Here is a 26,373-nt window from a genome sequence, read left to right as displayed (position 1 = left end):
TTGGCCTAAAAGCAAAGGCTCCGTAGCTGGAAACGATGAGGATTATTAGATGGTGAAGCGATAAATTTAGCTAGGGTGGTTTATTACGCAAAACTATTGAAAAAGTAATCTATTATCTAGTATTTAGCAAAAGAATAAATTCAACCCAAGGTACACGGTCAATCCGTGTACCTTTTTAACATGTCTTCAACTTCTTCTCGTATTTTGTCCACAAATGACGGCGGCGAAAGTACCTGAACATTCTTGCCTTGACTCAGCAGCCACATGATTACACCGGTATCGTAGGCAGTGGCTTCAATAATCACGCTAGTGTCTTCGAATGTTTTGATGACTCTAGAATTTGGCAGCTTGTCTAAAGCGGCCTCGACGATTCCCCAAAAACGAAAGGTGAAGGTGACTTCTTTGCCGGCATACATAAAGTGGATTTTTTTCCGCAGCTCACCATCCTCTAGACGATTTTTGTAGGGGATTTTTATTTTGTCTGAAGTAATAGTGATTTTACCGAAACGATCCAGGCGATAAATCAAATAATTTTCATACGTTGGGTTGTACAGCAGGACATAAAAATAGTACTCCGAAAAAATCAGTGAAACCGGCAGGCCTTTGCGTTGGACAAATTCGCCGCGATTTTTGCGGTAATCGAAAGCAATGACGGTGTGTTCAGCAATGTACTGGCTGAAATCCCAAATTAATTGGAATAGGTTTTCCTGATGCTTTAGTGGATAGTAGTTTAACAACTCATTTGCTAGTGACTTCTTGACTGTCTTGCTGGATTCGTCAGAGAGTTCCTTTAATAGATGATTAATGATCTTTTCTAGTTCTTCTTTCGTCAGTGCTCGACTCTCCAGTAGAATCTTGCCGATTGATAAAACTTCTTGTGGTGAAAGCTTGTCAGTATTTTCCAGCTTATAGCGTTGTTGATGGGGATCGTAAATCAATTTTAGCGCAACATCGCTGGTGCTCAGAATCTCTTTAATTGCGGCAAGATCCCGTTGAATGGTACGCGGCGAAACATCGTAGCGAGAACTAGTCTCTGGGATAGCAAGACGTTGACCTTGGTAAAGAGTGAGAAATAATTCAATAATTCGCTTATTGCTGTTCATGAGGACCTCCTTGCGACATAATGTGTCATTGCTTAATGATACCATATTGCCGAAGGAGGGAGGTTTCAATGGTTGAAAAAGAATTACTAAATAGCTTTTATCAAGAATTAGCAGAGCTGCTGGGCGAAGAAGCAATGCTGGTATTTTTTGAGCATTACCAAGGGCTGGTAATTAGTGTTCCTAAAAAGCTTTACAGTGGTAAAAAGCTGGCAGAAAGACTGGCAATCCTTCCTCCGATTGACCTTAAGACCAAACAACATCTTGCCCAGAAATATGGCTATTCACAGCGACAGATTGAACGACTTATCAAGGAAAAACAAAAAGAGGATTTTACCTAGTTGTTGTTACAGAGTCAACTAGAAAGCAGCGACAAAAGGAAGCGTAATGTCGTTGAAAAAATCGCGAGATAAGGTTTTTTGAAAACATTATTATTTTAACTAAGGAGTGACGAATGGGGGAAAAGAAGTGAATGAGCTTGATACGTCTGGTTGGAATAAAATTTATAAAGACTTGCAGAAAGTTATTGGTACCGAAGCAACGTTGAACTTATTCAAGGAATATCGAGGGATTCAATTGAATTTACCCGTACGTTTGATTTCTCGGTCACATATGCTGGATGTACTGCGCAGCGATTACGATGGCCGCAACAAGCAAAAGCTGGCTCGCACCTATGGCTACAGTCAGCGCAGTATTGAGCGAATGCTGCGAGAAATCAAAGAGCAGGAGGAAAGTTAGGCTTATGAAATTTTGTGAAGAATGCGGTGCGCCGCTGGCAGAAGCTTCAGCCTTTTGTGAGAAATGTGGAACATCGGTTAAACATTCAACGCCAGAACCAATTGAAGAGTCGGCAGAAACTGCTGTCGATACCGAAGCTGTTACAGAGAAAATTATTTCGCAAAAAGAGGAAGGGGCCATCTACCGCGGCAGGCCGCAAATAAACCCTGACCCCAAAAAGTCTGGTTGGAAGTGGGGCCTGCTGGTATTACTGCTGGTTGGAGCAATCGGCGGTTATTTCTGGTGGACAACCCGTACTTCTGAAGAAAAGGCAACGACGGTTCAGTCTTCCATTGAGCATTCAACGGAAACATCACAAGAAAGCAACACCAGTCAATCATTGGTCTCTACCACGGAGACAACAGGCGAATCAGAGGAGTCAACATTTAACGTGGCAGAAGCCAGAAGAATTGCTCAAACTGCTTTAAACGGAGCTGATGGAAATTTCAGTGTACTGCTGGCACCAATTGAAGCTGACGGCCCTACCTTTACAATGGAAGAAAAAAATATGCGACGGGCTGCAAGTGTAATCAAATTATTCATTATGGCAGCTGTGTATGAGCAAGTGGATCAAAAAAGATTGGCGTTAAATCAGGAATATACGCTGCTCAGCCAAGATATTGTTGGTGGAACGGGCGTGTTGCAAGATTATCCAATTGGTAGCACATTGACGATCAATCAGTTGCTTGCTCATATGATGGTGGATAGCGACAATACAGCTGGCAATATTCTGGTTGAACAGCTTGGGGGTCTTTCAGAGTTGAACAATTATCTTCGTGAGCAGAATTTTTCCGGAACCGTGATGAATCGTTTGTTTCTGGATACGGAAGCATTGGAAGCGGGAATTGATAACTACACGAGTGCTGAAGATGTAGCTCGCTTACTACAAAACGTTTATCAGCAAAAACAGGTTTCACCGGTTCATGATTTAGCAATGCTAGAGCTCTTGAATCAGAATAAAAACCACCGCAAGCTGCCGGCGCAAATTGGACCAGAAGTAAATATCTACAACAAAACGGGAGAGTATGCTGATTATGGAATAGAAAATGATGCCTGTATTTTTGAAAAGGACGGCAACGCTTATGTATTGGTGGTTCTTTCAGAGGATGGCAATTCTAGTGAACAATTAGTAGCAATGAATCGTTTAGGAAAAGAATTTTACGAAACGTTTATGAGGAGTGATGAAGAATGAAATTCTGTCCACATTGCGGCAATCAATTAGGGGATCAAGCAAAGTTTTGCGGGAAGTGTGGTGCTGCATTACCAATGATGACATCCCCAGCGGAAGCGGCGGAAACAGCTAAAGCGAAGGGACTTTTTACCGAAGCGACTCGGGCAATCGGCAAGTACGCTGGAGAAGAGGATGGCCTGCAGATTGATTTGAATCAATTGTTTTCACAGGTCGCTAAAAAGCACACAAACGAGGAAGCTGAAAAAATTTTTATTGCGGGCACGAAGCAGACGACACCCGACATTTCAGAGGTTTCTGACAGCTGGTCTAAGCCATGGTTGTTTTCCCGAATTTTTATCGCGGCACTGATTGTTTTTGGAGCACTTTTGGTAGCTGTGACTAGCTTTGAAAACAGCAATGCACTTCCAGGACTGATTATCATTGGTGCTTTTGCCGTTCCCTTCTCAGTATTGATCTTTTTCTTTGAAACTAATGTCTATCAAAATATCAGTATTTTTGAAGTCATTAAAATCTTTTTCATCGGGGGTGTTATTTCAATTCTTAGCACATTATTTTTGTATGAGTTTGTGACGTTTAGTGATGAAGCAACTTATTTTGGAGTAATGACGATTACAGATGCTTTTTTAGTCAGTGTGGTAGAAGAGCTGGGAAAGGCAGTGATTGTTGTTTACTTTATTAACAAATATAAGATTAACAAAATTCTAAATGGCTTGCTGATAGGAGCGGCGGTTGGTGCAGGTTTTGCGGCCTTTGAAACTTCTGGCTATGTCTTTAGGGAATTGTTGGGCTATGGAGATGTGATCGGATTGATTATTTTGCGGGGCTGGATGAGTATCGGCACACATCTGGCTTGGTCAGCGATGATTGGTGGAGCGGTGATTATTGTGAAGAAAACCAGCTCTTTCAATATGAATCAGCTGTTTGATACACGCTTTGTCTTTTTCTTTGCTTCGGCAGTGGTACTCCATGGCGTCTGGGATATGGGCATCGTGTTACTGAATAGCGAGCTGCTGATTTATATTTTGCTGATCGTTGCGGCTTGGATCGAATTATTTATTTTAATGAGTGCCGGATTAAAAGAAGTTAATCAGTTTCGGCAGATAAAAAATTAGAGGAGATGGATGAAAATGGCAGAATCAAAGATGTTTACATTAGAAGAGGGAATGACAGCTGAAAGTGTTGGTCGCGGCTTGGAGATTTTTTTCCGTGAAAAGAAAAGATTTGTAGTCGAAGGAATGGCAACACCGGAAGGTTATCTGGTTCAAGCAAAAGAAGAGCAAAGCTGGAAAAAGTTTGCTGGCATGGATCAAGCGACACAGGTGCAGATCTTCCAGTCGACACCAGAAAGCATTACCGTTAATGTTGGTACTGGAAAATGGGTTGATAAAGCTGCCGCAGCAGGTGTCGGAGCAATTGTTTTTGCCCCATTGCTGGCAACAGCTGCATTTGGAGCCTTTAAGCAGCAGCAATTACCACAGGAAATTTTCGCTGCAATTGAAAATTATATTCAAACCGGCGGCAAAATAGTGACTGTTTCGATGTCTGGCAGTAATGGAACTGCTGGAATTGTCTGTTCCAACTGTCGGGCGCAAAATCCAGAAGGAACGAAATTTTGCAGCTCTTGCGGACAATCATTACTAGACACTTGTCCCAATTGTCAGGCTGCAATCGACAAAAATACCAAGTTCTGTCCAGAGTGCGGCACAAATGTACAAGCAGCTCAAGAAAAGCATTGTGAAAATTGCCAGGCGTTACTGGCTGAGGATGCTAAGTTCTGTCCAGAATGTGGGACAGCAACAAAGGAATAATCCAAATGCCTCAGTAAGCAAACTCCTACTAGGCAAAATAGTTTATTTTCAACTTAAAGTTCAGCGAATTCTCGTTGAACTTTTTCAATCTTATAAAGTCTAAATTGGACTATTAAAACAAATGGTTAACGCTTTCAAAGCTGATTTAATGCTTATGAATTAGGATTTCACTAGATTAGAATGGTTAAAAATAACAAATGATTTTATTACTAATAATCATCTAATCTTACTCAACTATATGGTTACGGCGACATAAAAAAACTAGATTGAAATATTTCTGTAACATCCTATTCATATGTGTGATACATCACTATGGTAAAATTGCTTCTGGTATCGAAAGAAAATCTTATGAAGAGCTTATTAAATAATTAAAGTTGTAACCGGAGGAATTATTCAGTGAAGAAAAGTATTTTATCAGCAGTATTGGTCTGCACATTAGCTTTATCAACAGTACCAAGCATTGCTTTAGCCGATAGCTACGACCAGCAAATTCAAGAAAAAGATCAAAAAATCAGCGAATTGCAAGGAAAACAATCATCTGTTCAAACACAGATTGACGAAATGACTGCTGAAATCGCAACAGTAAGCGGACAGGTAAAAGACTTAGAAGCGAAACAAGAAAAATTAAACGAAGATACAATGAAATTACAAGATAAAATTGCTACCTTAAAGGTTCGTATTGCAAAGCGTGAAAAGTTGATTGAAGATCAAGCTCGTGATGCACAAGTAAATGGTCAAGCAACTAATTACGTGAACGCAGTGTTAGATGCTGAATCATTATCAGATGTTGTTGGTCGTGTTCAAGCGATGACGACAATGGTTAAAGCGAACAAAACATTGATGGAACAGCAAAAAGAAGACAAACAAGAAGTTGAAAAGCAAGTCAAAGCCAATGAAGAAAAAGTGGCTGAGCTGGTTGCAAACCAAAAAGAACTAGAAACGCAACAAAATGCGATTGCGAATAAGCAAGCTGAATTGAACGTTATCAAAGCAAACTATGCGGCTGAGCAAGCAACTGCTGAACAAGATAAATCTAAATTGAAGGCGCAGCAAGAAGCTGCTAAAGCAGAACAAGCGCGTATTCTGAAAGAACAGCAAGAAGCTGAAAAAGCACGTCAAGCGGAAGAAAAACGTCAAGCCGAAGAAGCAGCGAAAGCACAAAAAGCGTTTGAAGCTTCTCAAGCTAAAGCAGCTCAAGAAGCGAAAGAACAAGCAGCAACTTCAGAGTCATCAACAGCGGCTACTGAATCAAGCTCTTCTTCAACACAAACAAGCTCTGAGCCAAAAACAGAAACAAGTTCTTCTGTACCACAAACACCTGCAGCGACAGCTCCAAGCACCAGCACTGGCGGCAGAGTTGATCATACTGGTTCAGGCAATATGTACTCACCAGGTCAATGTACTTGGTACGTGAAATCAGTAGCTCCATGGGCTGGAACTTACTGGGGGAATGGCTGTCAATGGGGTGCTTCAGCAGCAGCTGACGGCTTCCAGGTAGACGGATCTCCTGCAGCTGGTTCAATCGTTGTCTTTGCTCAAGGACAATCTGTTGGAACATGGAATGCCGATCCATCTTATGGACACGTAGCTTACGTACAATCCTATGATGCTGGCAGCAACACAATCACAATCACTCAAGGCGGCATGGGCTTCCCAACACCAATGGGACCAAACACTGCAACCTTAAGTGCATCAGGTTTAACTTATATTCACCCATAAAGCAATCAATTACGAGCTTCCGAATTTCGGAAGCTTTTTTTGTGCCTTGAATATAACTCTTTATCATTTAGCCTATCTAACTTTTTACAGTAGTTTTCTGAGATAAGTGAAAAATTTATCAAGACTGGATTATTGATCAAACATCAAACAGCAACATATTTTTGAATAGCTTAGTTTACTTGACAGTTAATAAAAAAACAACAACTGCTTTTTCGGAATGAAAAAAGAGAGACTCTAAACCTTTTCTCAGGTATTCAAATGTCTTCTCTAACCTCTAAAGGTTTCATGAGTTAGTGAAAAAGTAAATACTGCACTTGGGGAAAAGCTGTTTATAATAAAGGTAACAATAGGCTACTTTACTGGGGGGATAAGTATGCTAAAAGAGCGTGAAAAGGCGATTGTTCAACTGCTGATTCATCAAGACAAAACGATTACCACTGAGTATATTGCTTTAATGCTGCATGTTTCTTCGCGGACAATCAAATCGGATATCAAAAATATTAACCAAAAGCTGAAGTCTGAAAACATTCAAATCCAGACACTTAGAGGCAAAGGAGTTTTTTTGGTCGTTGATGAAAATAAAAAAGGCTATTTGTATAACTTGATTGGTTCTGTTGATGCTACTACTAATCAATTCACAGATAATTTTCGGAAATATGAAATTATTAAGTATTTGCTCGGACAGAATAACTATATAACGATTGCCGAAGTATGTGAGTCTATGTATTTTAGTCGAAGTGTGATTACCAATGAATTGGATATAGTAGCTAAGGAGTTGGAAAAACATCAGCTGAAATTGTTGAGGAATAACTTAGGATTATTTGTTTCGGGCAACGAAATCGATATTCGGATGGCATTAGTCATGATTGAGCTTAAATCCAAAAGTTTCAGCCTGTTTCAAACATTACAAGAAACAAAGGATTATCAGGGAGTTTCTGTCATAGGGTTATATGAGTTATTAATTGAATACGAAAAATATCACAACACAATTATTCCCGATCATGAATTTAAGAAATTATTCATATACTTGTGTGTGACTATTTATCGTCAAAAAAAATTCTTGGATCGTCGAAAAATAATGGATGAAACACAGGTAGAAACGATTCTTTTCAAGCAGAGTAATTATTTGTTGGAAAAGCTATGTGTTGCCTTTGATTTAGAATATCGCAGCGCTGAGCTGACGTATTTGGCTTGTTTTCTGTCAGGTTTGAGCATGACCACTGAGAATATTCATCATTCAACGATCGATCCGCAACAGGTTCGCCAAATTTTGACGACTGTCTTGGAAGAAATTGATCTAATCTATTTTACTAATTTTCACCACAATCAGCGTTTGATTGAGAATTTGTTTAAACACCTGATACCTGCTATTAATCGGTCAATCTATAGCATTCAAATAGACAATCCATTATTACATGAATTGAAAAGGTCTTTTGCATTCTCCTTTGAGATATCGTTGTTAATTGCCAAAAGACTAGAAGATCGGTTGAGTATTCACCTTAGTGATAAAGAAATTGGTCTGTTCACTATGCATATCATTGTTGCCTTGGAAACGAAGGTCAATCAAAATGAACAGAGTCAAGTAGCAATTGTCTGTCCTTCAGGAAAAGGGATGGCAGAGTTTTTAAAGGTTAAGCTTCATTCGGAAATCCCCAAGCTGCATGTCGTAAAGGTTATGACCAGCAGTCGGCAATTAGATAAGCTAGAGGAGGAGCAGCTTGACTTAATTGTTGCGACTACTGAAATAAAGAATGTTGAAACACCGGTAATTTATGTATCGCCCGTATTGAAGCAACATGATATTGAGAAGATTCATGATTATTTGAACAGGAAGGAACAAACAGAAAAAGAAAGCTTAAATCTGCTCTTTGGCTATTTTAAAGAAGAAATATCAATATTTTCAAAACAAATTCCTGACAAAGATGAAGCCTTGCGTTATATTTGCTGTAAGATGGAGGCTCTGAACTATGGCTCTTCTGATATGTATGATTCTGTTGCTAAAAGAGAGACGGTCAGTGGAACGGAAGTAGGGAATTTTATTGCAATTCCCCATCCCTATCCCGAGGTCATCCAAAAGAATGGAATCGGTATTCTCACCACTGCTAAGCCGTTGTTATGGAATCAAGAAAAGGTTCAAATTGTGCTGCTTTTATGCATAAAACCAGATGAAACACGTGAGTTTGAACGTATCATGGAAAGTATTTATGAAATATCGCAGCTGCCTTTTTTAGTTTCCCAATTAAAGAAAGTAGAGAACTTATCTGAATTTAAACAGGTCATTGAAGAAGGAATCGGTAATAAATTTCACTAAGCAAGTGAAGAATTTTATTGAGTGATTGCTGACGTTGCATTGAATAAAGGAAATGAATTGTATAAGTGAGTCTGCTTTACTCAAAACTAAATGAAAATTTCTGAATATTCAAACAGATTTTCTCAGACTATACTTAGGGTGTAAAAAAATAGGAAGGGTGATCGAATGAATAGGGAATTTTTAGAAACGATGGCTAGTTACTTTGACCACAGTTTGGTAAAGGCAGATGCAACGAAGGAAGAAGTATTGAAATTTTGTAGTGAAGCCAAAGAATATGGCTTTGCTTCCGTTGTTTTAAGTTCAAGCTATTGTCAATTGTGCAAAGAGGCTTTGGCTGGTACGCAGGTGCATGTATGCTGCACAATGGCTTACCCTTTAGGAGCAATGACGACAGCAACAAAGGTTTTTGAAGCGCATGAATGTGCAAAGTATGGTGCTGATGAGATTGATATCGTGATGCATGTTGGGAAATTTTTAGATGAAGATTATTCGTATGTTATTGCTGATTTACAGGCGGTTGTGCAGGCTTTCAAGAGTTATGGAGAAGAAAAAATTGTAAAGGTGATTATCGAAACTTCAATTATTGGAAATGACAAAATTTCAAAGGCAGTGGAGTGTGCAATTGAGGCGGGAGCAGATTTTGTGAAAACTTCTTCTGGGTACGCGAATTACGGATCTACTGTTGAGGATGTGACTGCAATGAAAAAAGCCGCTGGAGATAAAATTCTAGTAAAGGCCTCAGGCGCAATTCGTACATTAGAAGATGCGTGCACTTATTTAGAAATTGGGGCAGTCCGTTTGGGAGGAACCGCAGGGATTGCTATTACAGAAGCAGCCAAGGAACAGCTGGCAGAGGAGGGGTAGAATGTTTGAGCAGCAAGTCGTATTGATTAATGGTGCTTGTGGCGGAATCGGCCGTGTCTGTGCACAGAAGTTCTATGAAGCAGGCGCAAAGTTGATTTTAACAGATATCTCTTTGCCAGCGCTGGAAGAAATGAAGGAAGCCAATGCTTATTCAGATGAACGCTGTATTTGTCAGGCGGCTGATATAACCAAGGAGTCTGAAGTTATTCAGGTTGTGAATAGGGGAGTTGAACATTTTAACAAGCTTAATCATCTGGTTAATTGCGGCGGAATAGATGGGAAACAGGCCTACATTACTGACATGGAGGAATATGATTTTGATGTAATGATGAACACCAATGTGAAAGGAACATTTTTCTTTATTAAACATGCAATAAAGGAAATGCTGAAAGACAAGCAAGGAACAATAGTGAATATTTCTTCAATTGCTGGGTTATCTGCCAGCCGAAGAAAACCACTGTATAGCGCTGCAAAGCATGCGGTGAATGGATTAACTAAGTCTGTGGCCTTGGAGTATGTGAATGAAGGCATTCGGGTGAACTCAATTTGTCCAGGATCAGTCGATACAGCCATGATTCGAGCGATGGAAGAAAAAGCTCAGCCGGAAAATCCTGCTGCAGCTCATGCGGATTTTGTCAGTGGTATTCCATTAAAGCGTTATGCCAAACCCGATGAGATAGCAGATTTAGTCTTGTTTTTATCATCGAATAAATCCAGTTATATCGTTGGCTGCTGCTGTCGAATTGATGGAGGAATTGCAGCAAAATAGACTGCTGATGCCAAAAAAGCAAATGGTGGTGTGAGGAGAGTACATGATGGAAAAAAACATTGGAGCGATCTTAAATGAAAAAACTTTTTTTCTAGATATAGCCCCGTTCAATGATAAAGATGAAATGTTTGTTCAATTAACTCGATGGTATTTTGAAGCGGGTCTTATTACCAATAAAGAAGTATTTAAACAGGCGTTATATGAAAGGGAAGCTTTAGGCTCTACTTACATGGGCAATGAAATTGCTTTACCTCATGCCAAAAGCTCTGTAGTAAAAAGGCCTGCAGTCTTGTTTTGTCGAATGCGAGAGCCCTTCTTATATGAATCTTCTGGTGAGACCGGCTTGGTTCGTTTTATATTTATGTTAGCGGTTTCTCAGGAGCAATCGGGAGAAGCTTATATTCAAATGCTGGCCAGTTTAGCCGGTTTATTGGCTAATGATGAATTTTTACAAAAATTACGTTCACTAGAAACACTGCAAGAATTCTTGAAGTATGCCAGAGACTTAGCAGATGAAGAGAGGGAATACACATGAAAATAATTGCGATTACATCTTGCGCGACAGGGATTGCGCACACTTATATGGCGGCGCAATCGATAAAGAAATTATGCAAACAAAAAAACATCCCTTGTAAGGTTGAGACTCAAGGCGCCTTAGGGATTGAAAATGAGTTGAATAAAAAAGATATTGAAGAGGCGGATTTGATTGTATTAGCAAATGATGTCGGCATTCAAAAAAGCGAACGATTTGCAGGATTTGAAGAAAAAATTTTTCAAACAGATCCTCATACTTTAGTGAAGGATGCGGGCATTATCTTTAGGAAGGAGCATGAAAATGAAGCAAATACTGAATGATATAAAAACGGGATTGTTAACAGGGGTATCGTTTATGCTGCCGTTTGTTATTGCCGGCGGTATCTTAGTTGCTTTAGGGTTTGCGGTAGGGGGAGTAGATATTCCCAGCTCGGTTGAGCCTTTCGGCAATGTCAGCAGCACCATTTTCTGGGTAGGGAAACGAGCTTTCGCTATGATGACCCCCGTACTGGGAGCTTATGTAGCTTTTGCCATCGCCGATAAGCCAGCTATCTGTTCCGGCATGGTAGGTGGGCTATTAGCTGATGAAATGGGTGCTGGGTTTATTGGTGCTTTGGTCGCGGGGATTATTGCCGGCTTTTTGGTTCGCGAATTAAAAAAGATTCCATTACCTTTGAGCATGCGTTCGCTTCTTCCGACTTTGATTATTCCTATAATCAGCGTTCTGGTTATTGGCTTTTTAATGATTTACGTGATTGGCAAGCCGATGACTGCGTTAAGTGTGGGTTTGACTAATTGGTTAGAGGGGTTAGGTACAGGAAGTGCTATTATGCTGGGAATTATTCATGGGTGTATGATTGCTTTTGATATGGGCGGCCCGCTGAATAAAGCGTCTTACGCGTTTGCCTTAGCAGCTAGTGAAGCAGGAAACTGGATTCCTTTAACAACTAGTTGTGTGGCGGCAATGACACCTCCTTTGGGAATCGCTATAGCAATGATTATTATGAAAAAGAAATTCACTAAGGATGAGTTTTCAAACCTGCCTGGGTTGATTACTGGAGGGATTTTTGAAATTACCGAATTTGCCATTCCTTTTGCTGTTGCCGATCCTTTTCGAGTTATTCCGGCGTTGATGGCTGGCTCAGCGGTTTCTGGTGCGCTTTGCTATGCTTCTGCCATTACACTTCATGCACCTCATGGGGGATTGTTTGTCGTTTTTCTAAGCAGTAATCCCGGTTTGTTCGTTCTTTATTGGCTGCTAGGAGGAGTAGTAACTGCGATTTGTCTTCTCTTATTAAAGAAATCGCCGGAAGCTGAGACTCAAATAGAAGAAGAGCCGTCGGTATAAAAGGAGAGATACTCAATGGATAAATGTAATTGGGGAATAGTGGGCAGCGGTTGGATTGCTCATGAAATGGGCGAGGCTCTGACGAAAGTAAATGGGGAGATTTATGGTGTTTATGATATTTCAGCAGATATGGCTAAGAAATTTGCCGAGGAATATGCGATTCAGCAGGTATTTACCAGTGAAAAAGAGTTTCTTGAAGATAAACAGATAGAGATTGTCTACGTGGCCACCCCTCACAATTTGCATTATGAGTGGATGAAGAAAGCTTTATTAGCTGGAAAGCATGTATTTGTAGAAAAAGTGATTACGGTTAATAATCAACAATTAGAAGAATGTATCGCAATTGCTGAGCAACAGAACCTAGTAATTATGGAAGGAATGACTCTGTATCATATGCCTCTGTTTTCGGCGGTCAAAGAAAGACTGCAGTCAGGAGAATTGGGGAAAGTAAAAATGGTTCAAGTAAATTTCGGCAGTTGTAAGGAGTATGATGTAACTCATCGTTTTTTTTCCAAGGAGTTGGCAGGAGGTGCTTTACTGGATATCGGGGTCTATGCGGTGTCCTTTGCTCGCTTTTTCTTAGCTGAAACGCCGAACGTTGTTCTCTCAACTGTAAATTATTTTGAAACAGGAGTGGATGAAGAGGCCGGAATTTTGATGAAAAATGCTTTAGGTCAGCTAGTGGTTATTGCGTTGACAATGAGGGCTAAGCAAGCTAAACGTGGTACGATTATTGCAGAAAAAGGATATATTGAAATTGAAAATTACCCCAGGGCGGATCAAGCCAAAATAGTTTTTACTGAGGATAATCGAGTAGAAGAAATTGTCTTGGGACATAGTGGCGCAGCGTTAGAGTATGAAGTGGCTGCTATTCAAAAATATATTACCGAAAATAAAAGCAATGACACATTGGCTTGGAGCTTGGATGTGAACAGACTACTGACAGAAATTCGTAATTTATGGGGATTTAAATATCCCTTTGAATAAAAAATGTCGCCAGCTTTGTATGAGAGTATTCTTTCTTCTTAGAGCAAAGAATTTCCGGCTGCTCCTTGCACCAGAACGTTTGCTGATAAGTAACCGCTGTAGTAAAGTGAGTAATAGATACTAGTGTTCACTTTGGTTTAACTAGGAGGGGTACAGATGAATTTTACAAAATTGTCGATTGATACGTTGAAGCGGGGGCAGGAACGGCTGGAGGATACCTTAGGCCAGATGAGTGTGGAGGAAGCCAACACGATGCCGGCACCGTTGATCAAATCAGTTACTTGGCTGATGTGGCACACGGCTCGCGAACTGGATTTTCAGATTTCAGAGTTGAATCATACGAAGCCGCTGTGGCTGTCAGCTGGTTGGAGCGAAAAGTTTGCGTTGGATTTACCGGATGATACAGAAGAGTGGCATCATACGCCAGAAGAAGCCGAGAAGGTGGTAGTGAACAACAAGGATATTTTGCTGGACTATTTGTCGGCCTGTGTTGATTTTACGATTACTTACTTAGAAGGGCTAAAGGAAGAAAGTCTGGAGGAGATCATTGACGACAGCTGGACACCACCGGTAACAAGAGAGGTGCGGATTGTTTCGGCAATTGATGATGCGGTGATGCATTCGGGGCAAGCAGTTTACACTAGAAGACTGGTCATCGGCAAATAATTCTATAGGTTAAGGCTGATCATCTTAGGGTGGTTGGCTTTTTTAGAATGGATCTTATTTTCTTAAGAATCAAAAGGTGTTGCAAAAAAGTAAGCGAGCGATCGTTGAAAAATGATATTATAAAGCTAACTTAACTAGAGGAGCAAAACAGATCACATGAGAAATATTAAACTGACCATCGAATATGATGGCAAACGTTACCTGGGCTGGCAACGGCTGGGAGATTCAGATAAGACGATTCAGGGGAAAATTGAGAATATCATTAAGCAAATGACGGGTGAGGAGCTTGAGATTATTGGTTCAGGACGAACCGATGGCGGAACTCATGCGCGTGGTCAGGTAGCAAATTTTAAAACCAACAGTGACATGTCTTTGGCGGAGATGATTGCTTTTCTCAATCGGTATCTGCCGCAGGATATTGTAGTGAAGAAAGCCGAAGAGGCAGCTGAACGATTTCATGCGCGCTACAATGCGACTGGGAAACAGTACAGCTACTATGTCTGGCATGCTGAAATTCCTTCGGCTTTTGAACGAGGCTACAGCTATCATTATCCGCAAGCGTTGGATTTAGATCGCATGAGGGAAGCATGTCGCAAGCTAACTGGCAAACATGATTTTATAGGCTTTTCTGCTTTGAAGAAAACGAAAAAATCGACTGTTCGCACAATTGAACGTATTAGCATTGAGGAAGAAGGCAGCCTGCTGCATTTTACCTTTGTGGGAGATGGCTTCCTGCATAAAATGGTGCGCATTATTGTGGGGACGTTACTGGAAATTGGTGCCGGAACAATGGAGCTTGAGGCAATTGACGAAGTATTTGCCAGCAAGGTCAGAAAAAATGCTGGAGAAACCGTGCCAGCTCAAGGGTTATTTTTGGATGAAGTGTATTATAAATAGAAAAATGGGCGCAGCGAAGATAGCTGAGCCCATTTTTTATCTGGATAGTTAAGCGTATTTAGTTGTTATATTCTTTTTTGGTACGGGTTCTTCAATTAGTTGGTTTGCCCGAGCTTCAGGGGTCAGGTTCAAATGATTTCGATTCCTGAAGTACTTGGTAATTATCGGCCAAGCGTAGCAAAGGGTCATGATAACAGCTGCTGTGGCAACGTCAGACCAGCCGATCGAGTAGCCAGACATCGATTCGCCGGTAAGGTCGCCAGCGAAAATCGGTGCCAGATTATTATTCAGGAAATGAATCGCAACCACACTCCAAACATTGTCGGTCTTCATATATACCCATCCCATGAAGATACCCATGGTGATACAAACCACAAGTTGATTAGCTACGGAAATAATACCGATGGCTGGTGAAGTATAATAGAAGAAATTCAGCGGCAAATGCCAAAGTCCCCAAACGATTCCTAGTAGTAATACACCTTTCACCATGCCATATTTTTTCTGCAACATCGGCTGCAGGAAGTAACGCCAGCCGTATTCTTCACCAAAATAAGGGGCAAACATAATCAAGTAGCTGACTAAGGTTTGTACTAAGAACAACCAGGTTTGCGATTTGGAGAAGATCTCTGTCATACTGCCAAGTTCACCTTCGATTACATAATAAATCACCATGCGTGCGGTATACAATACAACAAACAATAAAACCAAAGCGACGGTCAGCTTCCCGTTTTTTCTACGCAGACCATAAGCTTCTCGGCGCTCTTTTTTAGCAACCGGCAGAGCAATCCATAGAAAAATACTGCCAAGAATCATGACGAAGCTGCCGATCATCATAAACGTGCTGCCGCCCATAAATAATCCCAATAAGCTGCAGGCAATCATCATTCCGGTTTGAATCAAATAACCAATAAAAAAGGCTTTCGGAATAGTTTTCTTGGCCTTTCCACTGATTAAAAGGGCCATCATTGCTCCAGCTGCCGGATAATACATATGTGTCAAGGTGAAAAGATCAATGTTTCCTTTAGTATTGTAGCCATACCACATGAATAACCCCATAATTACTGGTAATCCAAAAGCAATAGCGGAGAAAATCTTCAGCTGTTTACTTTCAAGTTGCTCTTCCATCATTTCCACTCTCCATTTCTTTTCTTATAGCAAGTTTAGCGGATATGCTGACTGGAGAGCGGCTTTTTTCCTAAATGGTTGAATATTAGGCGTGAATGAGAAAGGAGGTCCATCTCAAGGGATGAACCTCCTAGTAAATCAGCTTGCTTGAATGTTGCAGGTAACCACTACATCGACGCCGGTATCTAAAAGATTTTCAATCGCGACATCACCGATTTTGACAGGTGCCTGCAGTCGGACTTGATCGATCTCCTGCATGGCAGCACGAACGGCTTCTTTTGGGATGCCATGGGCGGTTTTGACTGAGCAACGATGCGCTTCCCCGTTGTTTACTACAACAGTGGAGGTCACCACCCGAATGGGATTGGTGGCTTCGGCTTTGCCGTATTTAATTCCTTTATTGCAGCTATAGCCGGTAACCTGGTAGTCATTTTCTTCGTCGACTGTTAAGTGACAGCCCTTGGGACACATAATGCAAATGAAATTTTTCATGCTTTTACGACCTCCTCCACTGAGATTTCAATTTCGCCGCTGCCGGCTTTATCCAAAACTTTTTTCGATAAATTGATCTTTTCCATTTCTCCAGGAACAATATAGCTTTTTCGTTTTTTAGCAATGACCTCTCCTTGAGACTTCACAACAATTTGACTGTCGTCAAAGACCTTGTTTACCCGGAAAAACAGCTCTACTTTTTTCGGCACGTTGTCCTCGCGAATTTTTTGCGGCACGACATAGGTGACATAATTGCCATTTTTAATTGTGAGACAGTCGGTTTCCTGTTCCTGCTGGTTTTGTTGGGACAGGTACTGAGCAGCTGCCACACCAGCCCGGGTACTTTCGGCGGTTACAAAATCCACCAAATCATGGACGTGAACCACATTTCCGCAGGCGAAGATACCTGGGATTGAGGTTTCCATGTTTTCGTAAACAATAGCACCACTGGTTTTATTATCCATCACAACACCAGCGCTGCGACTCAATTCATTTTCTGGAATTAAACCAACCGACAGAAGAATCGTGTCACATTCGAAGGTCTGTTCTGTACCAGGAATCGGTCGCCGGTTTTCATCCACTTGTGAAACAACGACTTCCTCTACCCGGCTTTTGCCACGAACTTCAGTGATGGTATGGGATAAATATAATGGAATATCAAAATCGTCTAAGCACTGAACGATGTTTCTGGTCAGACCGCCTGAGTAAGGCATCACCTCAACACAGGCCAAAACATCAGCCCCTTCTAAAGTCATGCGGCGAGCCATAATAAGTCCAATATCGCCAGAACCTAAAATCAGCACCTTCTTCCCAACTAGGTAGCCCTCCATATTTACATAGCGTTGGGCAGTACCAGCGGTGTAAACACCTGCTGGTCGACTGCCGGGAATCCCAATTGCTCCACGAGTGCGTTCGCGGCAGCCCATTGCTAGGACAATGGATTTAGCCTTCAGGATTTGATAGCCTTGCTCCTTATTAACAATATGAACTTCTTTATTTTCGGATACTTCCAACACCATTGTATCTAAAAAGACCTGAATAGTTGTTTCCTTAATCATATCGATAAACCGTCCCGCATATTCGGGACCAGTCAGCTCTTCTTTGAAGTAGTGCAGGCCAAAGCCATTGTGGATGCACTGATTCAAAATGCCGCCTAATTGCTTGTCTCTTTCAATGATTAAAATATCTCGAACTCCTTCATTGTAGGCAGCCATCGCCGCCGCCAGCCCAGCTGGACCACCGCCAATAACGATTAATTCATGCATATTAAATCCCTCCCTTAGTAGCTTCGACTAATACGTTGCTTCCATTACGATCCTGCAGCACCTCTAGCGGAGAAATCCCCAGCTCCTCTGACAAAATTTCCACTACTCGGGGACCGCAGAAGCCGCCTTGGCAGCGTCCCATTCCGGCATTGCAGCGGCGTTTGATGCCGTCCAGCGAGGTAGTAGGAATCGGTGAGTGAGCGGCTGCTTTGATTTCGCCCTCGGTAATGGTTTCGCAGCGGCAAATTACTCTCCCGTAGCTAGGGTCTTCTGCAATCAATTGATTTTTTTCAGGAATAGTCAGTTCCTGGAAAACAACTTTTTCCCGTGTATCGACAAATGTTTCTTTTAGTTCAAATGAGGTTTCTGCTGATTTTTCCAGCAATTCAATGGCATAGAGCGCAATGGCTGGCGCAGAGGTGAGACCAGGCGATTTGATCCCGGCCAGATCGATGAAGCCGGCTGCTGCCTCTTGAATTACGAAATCACTGCCGGTACTGTTGGCCCGAACACCGGAAAAATTACGAATCGACTGCCGTAGATTAAGATCTGGAACCGATTTGGCGGCTAGCTGGGCAACCTGGGATAATCCGGCAGCGGTATTGCCTGTATCTAAGCCAGTTCCCAGCTCACTTTTCTGAAGGCCATGAGAGTTAGGACCAACAATCAGGTTACCGTGAACGGTTGGACTAATCAGCACGCCTTTTCCTATACTTGAAGGACATTGGAAAATTACATGATTGACAACAGCGCCTTCTGATTTATCTAATAGATAGTATTCACCGCGATTTGGGGTGATTTCAAAATTCGGCTCAGCAACCATATTGTGAATGTCGTCTGAATGAATGCCGGCTGCATTAAAGATATATTTCGTTTGATACGTGCCTTGATTGGTTTCAATTTGGTAGCCTTCCGCGGTTTGGGTGATGGCTTCTACCTGATTATTCAACGCCAGTTCGACTCCGTTTTTTACGGCTGTTTCAGCTAGAGCCAGACAAAATTCCCAAGGATTAACGATGGCAGCACTAGGTGCATAAAGTGCCCCAACAGCTTGGTGGGAAAGGTTAGGCTCCTTTGCCAACAGCTCTTCTTTATTCAGCAACGCTAAATCTGGCACCCCATTTTTTACTCCACGGTCATATAGTTCCTGAATCAAGGCTAAATCTTCTTCGGAAAAAGCAACAACTAATGAGCCGATCTGGTTGTAATGAACGGCAAGCTTTTGGCAAAGCTCCTTGGCATACGCAGCACCTTCCACATTCAGTTTGGCCATTAAAGTACCAGGCTCAGGATCAAAGCCGGCATGTAAAATAGCACTGTTGGCTTTGGTGGCTCCTTGGCTGACATCGTTTTCGGCCTCCAAGACGAGTGTTTTTAATTGATATTTACTTAATTCATAGGCAGTTGCGGCTCCGACGATGCCACAACCGATGATGGTTACATCATACATATTCTTTCCCCCTAGCTTAATTTTCAAGGACTACAGCACAAAAAAAGAGTATAGGAAACAGATGCCAAGGTTTGTTGGCATTTGCTGCTATACTCTTTTTGTCTCTAGCAAGTTATTTAGTTACCTGTATTATAACACCTTTTTGCGGCGGCAACAATATTAGATTGACCAAACGGCAGCCATTGTTGTTGATACGGCGAGACTTCCAGCTCCTAAAGCCCCCATGACATCTTCCTTATCACGAATTAGTCCACCAACAATCAAGGGCTTGCGGGATTGTTTAACCAGCTCTTTAACGATTTTTGGCGAAACACTTGGCAGGACTTCCACTAGATCAGCTTCGGTCTGAGTCAGCTGCCGTTCAACATTGGCTAAAGCAGAAGAATCCAGCAGGAAAAAACGCTGAATAGCCAGCAGCTGCCTTTTTTTCGCATAATGAACAATTGTAGACTTGGTGGAAATAATGCCATCAAAAGAAGTGCTTTTTTTAATATAGTCAATCGCTGTCTCATCTGAGGACAGTCCCTTGACCCGATCCGCATGTAAAACGGCAACTTTGCCGCTGTGTTTAATCTTTTCTGACAGCTCCTGCAGCTGCATTAAATGAGATTGCAGCACAAACACGACCTCTACATCAGTTAGTAAAGCTTGAGCCAATTCTTCTTCGTTATTCACAGCAGCAATCACTGGAGCCAGCTCCAATTTTGTATAGAGTTCATGTGTGTTCATCGTCAACTTTCTCCCCATCTTGAAAGGAACCAAGGTCCTTTAGTAGTCAGTTTTATTTTATCATAAATTACTAGCAGAATATGGCTCTGCTAGTATGAGGAAAAATTTTGCCATTAGCGAAAATATGAGAAAACGATTAAATAATTCAGTATTTTTTTCCTTCTATTATAGTATAATCAAACTAACAAAGAATGAGGAGTGGTTGAATGATCAATGTAGCAATTGTCGGGTATGGAAATTTAGGTCGCGGTGTGGAGCGTTCCTTAAAACAGAATCCGGACATGGAATTAGTCGGAGTATTTACTAGACGATCACCGGAAACAGTCGCAACAGAAGGAGCTGCGGCTTTCCACATGGATGATCTATTAAGCAAAAAAGCAGATATAGATGTTTGTATTCTGTGTGGTGGTTCAGCAACTGATTTGCCGGTACAAACACCGGAAATCACCAAGAATTTTAATACGATTGACAGCTTTGATACCCACGCCAAGATTCCTGAGCATTTTGCCAAGGTTGATCAAGCGGCTAAAGCCAATCAAACAGTGTCGATTATTTCAACGGGTTGGGATCCTGGATTATTTAGCTTGAACCGATTGTATGCACAAAGTATCTTGCCGACGGGTGAAACGAATACCTTCTGGGGCAAGGGTGTCAGTCAAGGACATTCAGATGCTTTACGGAGAATTGCAGGCGTGGCCGATGCGACTCAATATACCATTCCTAACAATGAAGTAATTGAAAATTTGAAGGCCGGCGAAAAGCTGGAATTAACCACTCGCGACAAGCATTTTAGAGAATGCTTTGTCGTATTGGAGGAAGGCGCAGACGCCGAAGCAATCAAAGAAGAGATTGTAACCATGCCAAACTATTTCTCTGACTACGATACCGAAGTGAACTTCGTTTCTCAAGAAGAGTTAAATCGTGATCACAAAGCGATGCCGCATGGCGGAACGGTTTTACACACAGGAACGACTGGTGAAATCACGAACCAAGTGATCGAGTACACCCTGCAATTAGAGAGCAATCCAGAATTCACAGCCAGTGTATTAGTTGCTTATGCTAGAGCGTGTGTCCGTTTGGCAAAGGAAGAACAATTTGGGGCATTCACTGTATTAGATATTGCACCAAAATACTTGTCGCCGTTAGATGATGCGACGTTGCGGAAAGAATTACTGTAAGAATAAAAAAGTTCGACCTTTCTCGAAGAAGGGCCGAACTTTTTTGCTGTTTATAGCAATAGCTGTAGTACCATAAACGGCCGATTAAATGCTATTTCACAGACCAATGCCGTATTTTTTCATTTTTCTCCAGAGGGTAGTTGTACTAATTTTGAGCTCTTGAGCTGTTTGCTTCCGATTACCGAAATTCCTTTTTAAAGCTGCTTCAAGGCACCTCGCTTCATCAGTTATCGGTTGAAGCGGAGTTGCCGCATCTTCTATGTCTATTGAGGTGTCCTCATTTACTGCTTCGAATTCCTTTTTACAGACCTTCTCTACAATGTATTGACTAATTTTTGAATAATCCGCTAAGACAGCGCATCTTTCTACCAGATTGATTAATTGTCGGATATTCCCCTCGAAAGGAAACTTTTTAAAATAATCGAGACTAGCTTCTTCGATTTCAATCGTTGGATAGTTAATTTTTAAATAATTTGAAACCAATAGGGGAATGTCCTCTTTGCGCTCCTTCAATGGAGGCAGTTCTAATTCTAAGACGGATAAACGATAGAATAAATCACTGCGAAATTCATTTTTTCTAGACAGCTTCTTCAGATCTTTATTCGTAGCTGTAATAATCCGTACGTCGACAGGAATAACATTGTTGCCACCTACGCGAACGATCTCCTTTTCTTGAATCACTCTTAACAGCTTCGCTTGCAGTTCACCGCTGATCTCACCAATTTCGTCTAAGAAAAGTGTTCCTTTATGAGCAAGTTCAAATACGCCCATTTTCCCTTGATTGCTGGCGCCAGTGAAGGAACCTTTTTCATAACCAAAGAGCTCGCTCTCCAAAATGGAGGTTGCTAATGCCGCACAGTTGATGGCAATGAAGGGACCATACTGACGAGAACTGAAATTATGAATGCTTTGAGCGAACAACTCTTTACCTGTACCGGTATCACCGTGAATTAGAATATTGTTTTCAGACTTGGCGATTCTTTTAGCCCAAGTAATTGTCTTGGCAATGACACTGCTTTTGCCTATTACATCCTTGAAGTTTGATTTAGCAATATGTCCTTTTTCGGCTAATTGTTTCCGCAAGGTAGTTTCCGAATTAATCAATTCGGTACTAATTGTGATGGTTGCTACGGCGCCGTAAACTTTTTGATTAGTAATTAATGGTTTGATGGAGAGCAAGTGTGGTTCTTCATTGATTTGAATTAAGTAATTTTGCAGGCTTTCTTGATTGTCATATATTTTTGTCTTGATTTCAGCTGGAAAGAGTTTTTCAGTAACGCTTTGATTCAACTCGCTTTTGAAAATTCTTTTGGCCTTGTCATTGATAAAGGTGATCTTCAGCTTCTCGTCAAAGGCGATAATCGCATCTTCTGAGGTGTTCAGGATCGTTTGAATTAATGTGAAATTCTGGCTTCTTTCTGATTGAATGTCAATTAAGCTCAGTGCCTGATCTAAAGCTATTTTGATGGATAGCGAATCGCTATCCAACATGACATGGTTTAGACCGAGTTCACTACAGGCTTCACGGGTTGTAATTCCGCCAACAAAGGTATCGTACCCTTTAGCAGCCGCTTCCTTCATCAAATGACTGACGTTTTTCACATCGTCAATTTTAATTGCCAAAAACTCTTCCTGTGAAATGCGTTGAAACCGTTGAATCATGGTGTAAATCGAACCGTAGCCTAGAATCGCAATTCGATTGGAAATCATTTGTGCTTGTTGGTAAGCCACCAAAATTTCCTCGTAGGTAGCTCTTACCGAGACAGCCGGAATATTGTATTTTTTGTTGATCAGGTCAAAATTCTGTCCACGAGCAATAAATACTTTGGCGCCATTTTCAGAATAGAAGTCAGCTACCTGCTGAGTTTTTCTTCCAGCCGTTTCCACAACTAGACATCGTTCTTTAAGATTACGGTCTTCAAGAATTTTTTCCGCCTTTGCAGTAAAGCGTTCTTGACCAGAAAAAAGTATGATCTCCATGATATTCTCCTTTGGGATAAAATATTTCGTTGAAATAAAAAGTTTCGCTATATGAAATATATCATTTCATAAATAGGGAAGTAAACCCTTTCTTTTAGGCTTTTACTTTTGGCACGCTATTTGCTTTATAAATAGTTGTATAAGAAAAAAGGAGGAGTTATTCATGGGATACAAAATTTTATTGCCGCAAGAAATTATGGAAGAAGGAAGAGAGTATTTAGAATCACGAGGGTATGAACTAATTAAAGGTTCAGGTCTAGAAGAGGAAGATATCATTCGTGATATTAAGGGCTGTGATGGCATTATCGTACGTCTGTCAAAGATGTCTCGCAAGGTGTTTGAAGCAGCTGATAAATTGAAAGTCGTGGTACGTCATGGGGCAGGCTACGATACGGTAGATTTACAGGCAGCCCGAGACCACAATGTAATGGTTTGTTATGCACCAGTTGCAAACAGCATGTCGGTTGCTGAAGCAGCGATGATGTACATGCTGAATTGCTCACGCAATTTCAAAAAGACTCAAAAGCACTTCATCGATGATTTCTACTATGCAAAATTAAAATTACCGCGTGTAGAAATGGATGGGAAAACATTAGGACTTATTGGAGTCGGTAATATTGGTTCTCGCGTAGCCAAAAAGGCTTTGCACGGCTTTAACATGAAGGTCATTGCTTACGATCCATATAAAACCCAAGCCGAGGTTCCAGAGGGTGTTCAATTAATCGATGATTTTGATCAGATCTTTAAGGAAAGTGATTTCGTGTCCTTGCATTGTCCGGCTAATGAAGAAACAACAGGATTTGTTGGTACACGAGAATTAGAGCTTATGAAACCGACTGCCTACTTAATCAATACCGCCAGAGGGAAATTGATTAAAGAAGACGAATTTTACGAAGCGATGAAGAATGAACGAATTGCTGGCGCTGCACTGGATGTAATGATGGAAGAACCTCCAAAAGCTGATAACCCATTGCTTTATTTAGACAACGTTACAATTGGGCCTCACTTAGGTGCTGCCACGATTGAAGCAACAGATCGTGCGTCGCTGCATTGTGCAATTGGTGTGGATGAAGTGCTTAGCGGCAAGGAAGTCACTTGGCCGATTCCAGAAATGAAGGACTTTTGTAAAAAAAAGGTGACTGTTTAAATCATAAAAAGTGAGGGTTTGTAATGAAAAGGATCGTTAAATTAGTGATTGTCTTTTTAGTTCCTGTGATTATTTGGCTAATCGAAACACCAGCAGGCTTAGAGACAGAAACGTGGAGAATGTTTGGAATTTGTTTGTCTGTTCTGCTAGGGCTTATCCTGAAGCCCTTAAGTGAACCAATCATTTCCTTAGTAATTATCGGTGTCTTCGCCTTCTTTGTCGAAGATGCCACTGTCCTGTTTTCCGGTTATGCCAATCAGGGTGTTTGGTTTTTACTGGTCGTCTTATTGGTTTGCGGGGCCTTCAATAAAACGGGTTTAGGCAAACGCTTGGCCTATATGATTCTTTCGAAATTCGGCAGAACTTCCTTGGGGTTAGGCTACATCATGATGTTCTGTGATTTGATTTTAAGTCCTGCTACGGGATCGAATACTTCACGATCAGCGATTGTCTTCCCGATTTTTAGAGGGGTGGCGGAGTCTTTAGATTCCCATCCTGATAAAAATCCAAGAAAATTGGGTGCTTATTTAGAAATATTGGAACACGTAGTGGCAATGTCCACAGCGGTGCTGTTTCTGACGGGGATGGCTTCCAATGCGGTAATTGCTTCAACGATTAAGAGTGTAGCAGGAATTGAGTTAACTTGGATGCTTTGGTTCAAGGCTGCATTAGTACCAGGTGCTATTGTATTGTTAATTTCACCGCTAGTGGTTTATAAGCTTTACCCGCCTGAGCTGAAAAAATTGGAAAATATCAAGCCTTTTGTGCAAGGGAAATTAGCTGAAATGGGCGAAGTTTCTAAGCAAGAAAAGCAATTAGCAGTGCTGTTTATCTTAGCTATTTTAGGCTGGATGATTGGACCTCGTTTTGGTATCGACATGTACGCCGTTGCTTATGGATTTTTAGCCTTGGAATTAGTTCTAGGAATATTGGACTGGAACGATTTAATGCAGGAAAAAGCTGCTTGGAACATGTATTTATGGTACGGCTTATTCTTCAGTGTCTCTTCTGCACTTATGACCGGCGGCTTTTATGTTTGGCTATCTGGTATCCTGGAAGCCAATTTAGATTTAGTTCATGTCAACGGTATGGTTGTATTAGCTATCTTATTATTAATTAGTTTTCTCACTAAATACTTTTTCGTATCGAATGCAGCCTATATTGCTTCGATCTATCCGGTTATTTTAACGATTGCTTCTACTACACAGGTTAATATGCTGATCCTATCCTTTATGCTGGCATTCTTTGGCGGCTATGGCGCACTGCTGTGTAACTACGGAAATGGAGCCAGCATTTATATCTACGGAAATGGATATGTTTCGCAAAGAGATTGGTATGTAGTAGGAACCATTATGCTGATCATCATCTTAGCTATTTATATTGTTATTGGTTTTCCTTATTGGAAGCTGCTAGGTTTTTGGTAAAAAGAATTCCCTGTTTTAAATAAAAAAAGAAGGAGTAACAAAAATGACCTTAAACAGACAAAATATCTTAGATTTTTTCCCAGCTTTAAATGAAGTAACAAATAAACAATGGGTGGATACCGCCTGTGATATTTGGATAGAAGCCTTTGAAAAAAGTGACTGGAAGGACGTTCAAGATGCCCAGTTTGCTATGCGAGCACCTAATGTTCCTTTGGTGCAGCATACTAACAGCGTAGTCGACAATGCCTTGAAGGTTGCGAAGCGGACAATCACTGAATACAATTATCCGCTGGATCTTGATATCTTGATCATTTCAGGTGTGCTGCATGATGTATGCAAGCTAGAGGAAATGACCTATGCTGAAGGCGGCGTCGGTACTAGTAAGAAATCAGACATTGGAGCCATTTATCAGCACGGGTTCCTAAGCGGCTTCTATGCGCAAAAATACAATTTGCCAAAAGAAGTAGTGGCTTTCTGTGTTTCTCATGCGGGGCAGTCGAAGCTGTTGCCTAAAACAAAGGAAGAATTGATTTTATTTTACTGTGATGTTATGGATGCGGATCTTCATTTTATGGAAGCCAACGTTCCGCTTACACTAGAAGTTGATTAGG

General features: G+C 41.2%; 26 protein-coding genes. 19 read left to right on the top strand and 7 right to left on the bottom strand.

Annotated features, from left to right (window positions below; all coding sequences use genetic code 11):
* Positions 1-158: 158 nt before the first annotated feature.
* Positions 159-1,103: a helix-turn-helix transcriptional regulator gene (locus I588_RS09825; protein WP_010755183.1), complete on the bottom strand. Its 945-nt coding sequence runs from the start codon at positions 1,101-1,103 to the stop codon at positions 159-161.
* 68 nt (positions 1,104-1,171) lie between these two features.
* Here I588_RS09825 and I588_RS09820 point away from each other — a divergent pair, with 68 nt between their 5' ends.
* From I588_RS09820 to truA, 15 genes are all read left to right on the top strand, one after another.
* Entirely contained in the window at positions 1,172-1,441 is a 270-nt protein-coding gene (locus tag I588_RS09820) for a Mor transcription activator family protein (protein WP_010755184.1), read from the top strand.
* Between the two features lie 127 nt (positions 1,442-1,568).
* The gene (locus tag I588_RS09815) at positions 1,569-1,838 is read left to right on the top strand and encodes a Mor transcription activator family protein (protein WP_010755185.1); all 270 of its coding nucleotides are present in this window, start codon (positions 1,569-1,571) and stop codon (positions 1,836-1,838) included.
* 4 nt (positions 1,839-1,842) lie between these two features.
* On the top strand, positions 1,843-3,069 hold the full coding sequence (locus I588_RS26425) for a serine hydrolase (protein WP_010755186.1): 1,227 nt from the start codon (positions 1,843-1,845) through the stop codon (positions 3,067-3,069).
* Positions 3,066-4,181, top strand: coding sequence for a PrsW family glutamic-type intramembrane protease (locus I588_RS09805; RefSeq protein WP_010755187.1), 1,116 nt, complete (start codon positions 3,066-3,068; stop codon positions 4,179-4,181). The genes I588_RS26425 and I588_RS09805 overlap by 4 nt, the downstream gene beginning before the upstream one ends.
* A gap of 15 nt (positions 4,182-4,196) precedes the next feature.
* A complete protein-coding gene (locus tag I588_RS09800) occupies positions 4,197-4,877 on the top strand; it encodes a zinc ribbon domain-containing protein (protein ID WP_010755188.1) in 681 nt (226 codons plus the stop codon).
* 396 nt (positions 4,878-5,273) lie between these two features.
* Complete coding sequence (locus I588_RS09795) at positions 5,274-6,596, top strand: coiled-coil domain-containing protein (protein ID WP_010755189.1); 1,323 nt, start codon at positions 5,274-5,276, stop codon at positions 6,594-6,596.
* Between the two features lie 373 nt (positions 6,597-6,969).
* Positions 6,970-8,907, top strand: coding sequence for a BglG family transcription antiterminator (locus tag I588_RS09790; RefSeq protein ID WP_010755190.1), 1,938 nt, complete (start codon positions 6,970-6,972; stop codon positions 8,905-8,907).
* Between the two features lie 165 nt (positions 8,908-9,072).
* On the top strand, positions 9,073-9,771 hold the full coding sequence (gene deoC, locus I588_RS09785) for a deoxyribose-phosphate aldolase (protein WP_010755191.1): 699 nt from the start codon (positions 9,073-9,075) through the stop codon (positions 9,769-9,771).
* Position 9,772: 1 nt separating this feature from the next.
* A complete protein-coding gene (locus I588_RS09780; protein ID WP_010755192.1) occupies positions 9,773-10,540 on the top strand; it encodes an SDR family NAD(P)-dependent oxidoreductase in 768 nt (255 codons plus the stop codon).
* Positions 10,541-10,586: 46 nt separating this feature from the next.
* On the top strand, positions 10,587-11,075 hold the full coding sequence (locus tag I588_RS09775) for a PTS sugar transporter subunit IIA (RefSeq protein WP_139243991.1): 489 nt from the start codon (positions 10,587-10,589) through the stop codon (positions 11,073-11,075).
* A complete protein-coding gene (locus I588_RS09770; protein ID WP_010755194.1) occupies positions 11,072-11,395 on the top strand; it encodes a PTS fructose transporter subunit IIB in 324 nt (107 codons plus the stop codon). The genes I588_RS09775 and I588_RS09770 overlap by 4 nt, the downstream gene beginning before the upstream one ends.
* Positions 11,376-12,422, top strand: coding sequence for a PTS fructose transporter subunit IIC (locus tag I588_RS09765; RefSeq protein ID WP_010755195.1), 1,047 nt, complete (start codon positions 11,376-11,378; stop codon positions 12,420-12,422). The genes I588_RS09770 and I588_RS09765 overlap by 20 nt, the downstream gene beginning before the upstream one ends.
* A 15-nt stretch (positions 12,423-12,437) precedes the next feature.
* Positions 12,438-13,409, top strand: a complete 972-nt coding sequence (locus I588_RS09760) for a Gfo/Idh/MocA family protein (protein ID WP_010755196.1) — start codon at positions 12,438-12,440, stop codon at positions 13,407-13,409.
* Between the two features lie 156 nt (positions 13,410-13,565).
* Positions 13,566-14,075, top strand: a complete 510-nt coding sequence (locus I588_RS09755; RefSeq protein WP_010755197.1) for a DinB family protein — start codon at positions 13,566-13,568, stop codon at positions 14,073-14,075.
* A 156-nt stretch (positions 14,076-14,231) separates the two neighbouring features.
* Positions 14,232-14,972 (top strand): tRNA pseudouridine(38-40) synthase TruA, encoded by a 741-nt coding sequence (gene truA / locus I588_RS09750; RefSeq protein WP_010755198.1) that lies wholly within the window; start codon positions 14,232-14,234, stop codon positions 14,970-14,972.
* Positions 14,973-15,020: 48 nt separating this feature from the next.
* Here the strand turns inward: truA and I588_RS09745 are convergent, their stop codons facing one another.
* The 5 genes from I588_RS09745 to I588_RS09725 form a co-directional block, all read right to left on the bottom strand.
* Positions 15,021-16,100: a CPBP family intramembrane glutamic endopeptidase gene (locus I588_RS09745; protein WP_010755199.1), complete on the bottom strand. Its 1,080-nt coding sequence runs from the start codon at positions 16,098-16,100 to the stop codon at positions 15,021-15,023.
* Between the two features lie 135 nt (positions 16,101-16,235).
* Entirely contained in the window at positions 16,236-16,589 is a 354-nt protein-coding gene (locus tag I588_RS09740) for a DUF1667 domain-containing protein (RefSeq protein ID WP_010755200.1), read from the bottom strand.
* Positions 16,586-17,854, bottom strand: a complete 1,269-nt coding sequence (locus I588_RS09735; RefSeq protein WP_010755201.1) for an NAD(P)/FAD-dependent oxidoreductase — start codon at positions 17,852-17,854, stop codon at positions 16,586-16,588. Before I588_RS09735 ends, I588_RS09740 begins: the two co-directional genes overlap by 4 nt.
* A gap of 1 nt (position 17,855) precedes the next feature.
* Positions 17,856-19,304, bottom strand: a complete 1,449-nt coding sequence (locus tag I588_RS09730; protein WP_010755202.1) for an NAD(P)/FAD-dependent oxidoreductase — start codon at positions 19,302-19,304, stop codon at positions 17,856-17,858.
* A gap of 159 nt (positions 19,305-19,463) precedes the next feature.
* Positions 19,464-20,033, bottom strand: coding sequence for a glycerol-3-phosphate responsive antiterminator (locus I588_RS09725; protein WP_010755203.1), 570 nt, complete (start codon positions 20,031-20,033; stop codon positions 19,464-19,466).
* A 206-nt stretch (positions 20,034-20,239) separates the two neighbouring features.
* Between I588_RS09725 and I588_RS09720 the strand changes: the two genes are divergently transcribed.
* A complete protein-coding gene (locus I588_RS09720) occupies positions 20,240-21,211 on the top strand; it encodes a diaminopimelate dehydrogenase (protein ID WP_010755204.1) in 972 nt (323 codons plus the stop codon).
* Between the two features lie 96 nt (positions 21,212-21,307).
* On the opposite strand, the gene I588_RS09715 is transcribed toward I588_RS09720, so the two are convergent.
* A complete protein-coding gene (locus I588_RS09715) occupies positions 21,308-23,191 on the bottom strand; it encodes a sigma 54-interacting transcriptional regulator (protein WP_010755205.1) in 1,884 nt (627 codons plus the stop codon).
* A 163-nt stretch (positions 23,192-23,354) separates the two neighbouring features.
* Here I588_RS09715 and I588_RS09710 point away from each other — a divergent pair, with 163 nt between their 5' ends.
* From I588_RS09710 to I588_RS09700, 3 genes are read left to right on the top strand one after another with little or no spacing between them, the layout of a single operon-like run.
* A complete protein-coding gene (locus I588_RS09710) occupies positions 23,355-24,338 on the top strand; it encodes a hydroxyacid dehydrogenase (protein ID WP_010755206.1) in 984 nt (327 codons plus the stop codon).
* Positions 24,339-24,361: 23 nt separating this feature from the next.
* A complete protein-coding gene (locus tag I588_RS09705) occupies positions 24,362-25,762 on the top strand; it encodes a DASS family sodium-coupled anion symporter (RefSeq protein WP_010755207.1) in 1,401 nt (466 codons plus the stop codon).
* A 43-nt stretch (positions 25,763-25,805) separates the two neighbouring features.
* Positions 25,806-26,372: an HD domain-containing protein gene (locus tag I588_RS09700; RefSeq protein WP_010755208.1), complete on the top strand. Its 567-nt coding sequence runs from the start codon at positions 25,806-25,808 to the stop codon at positions 26,370-26,372.
* Position 26,373: the final 1 nt, after the last annotated feature.

The organism is Enterococcus pallens ATCC BAA-351, from assembly GCF_000407485.1.
GTDB classification, from domain to species: Bacteria; Bacillota; Bacilli; order Lactobacillales; family Enterococcaceae; genus Enterococcus_A; species Enterococcus_A pallens.
The sequence above is the reverse complement of the archived record's forward strand: the minus strand, read 5'-3'. Positions and strand labels throughout refer to the sequence as shown.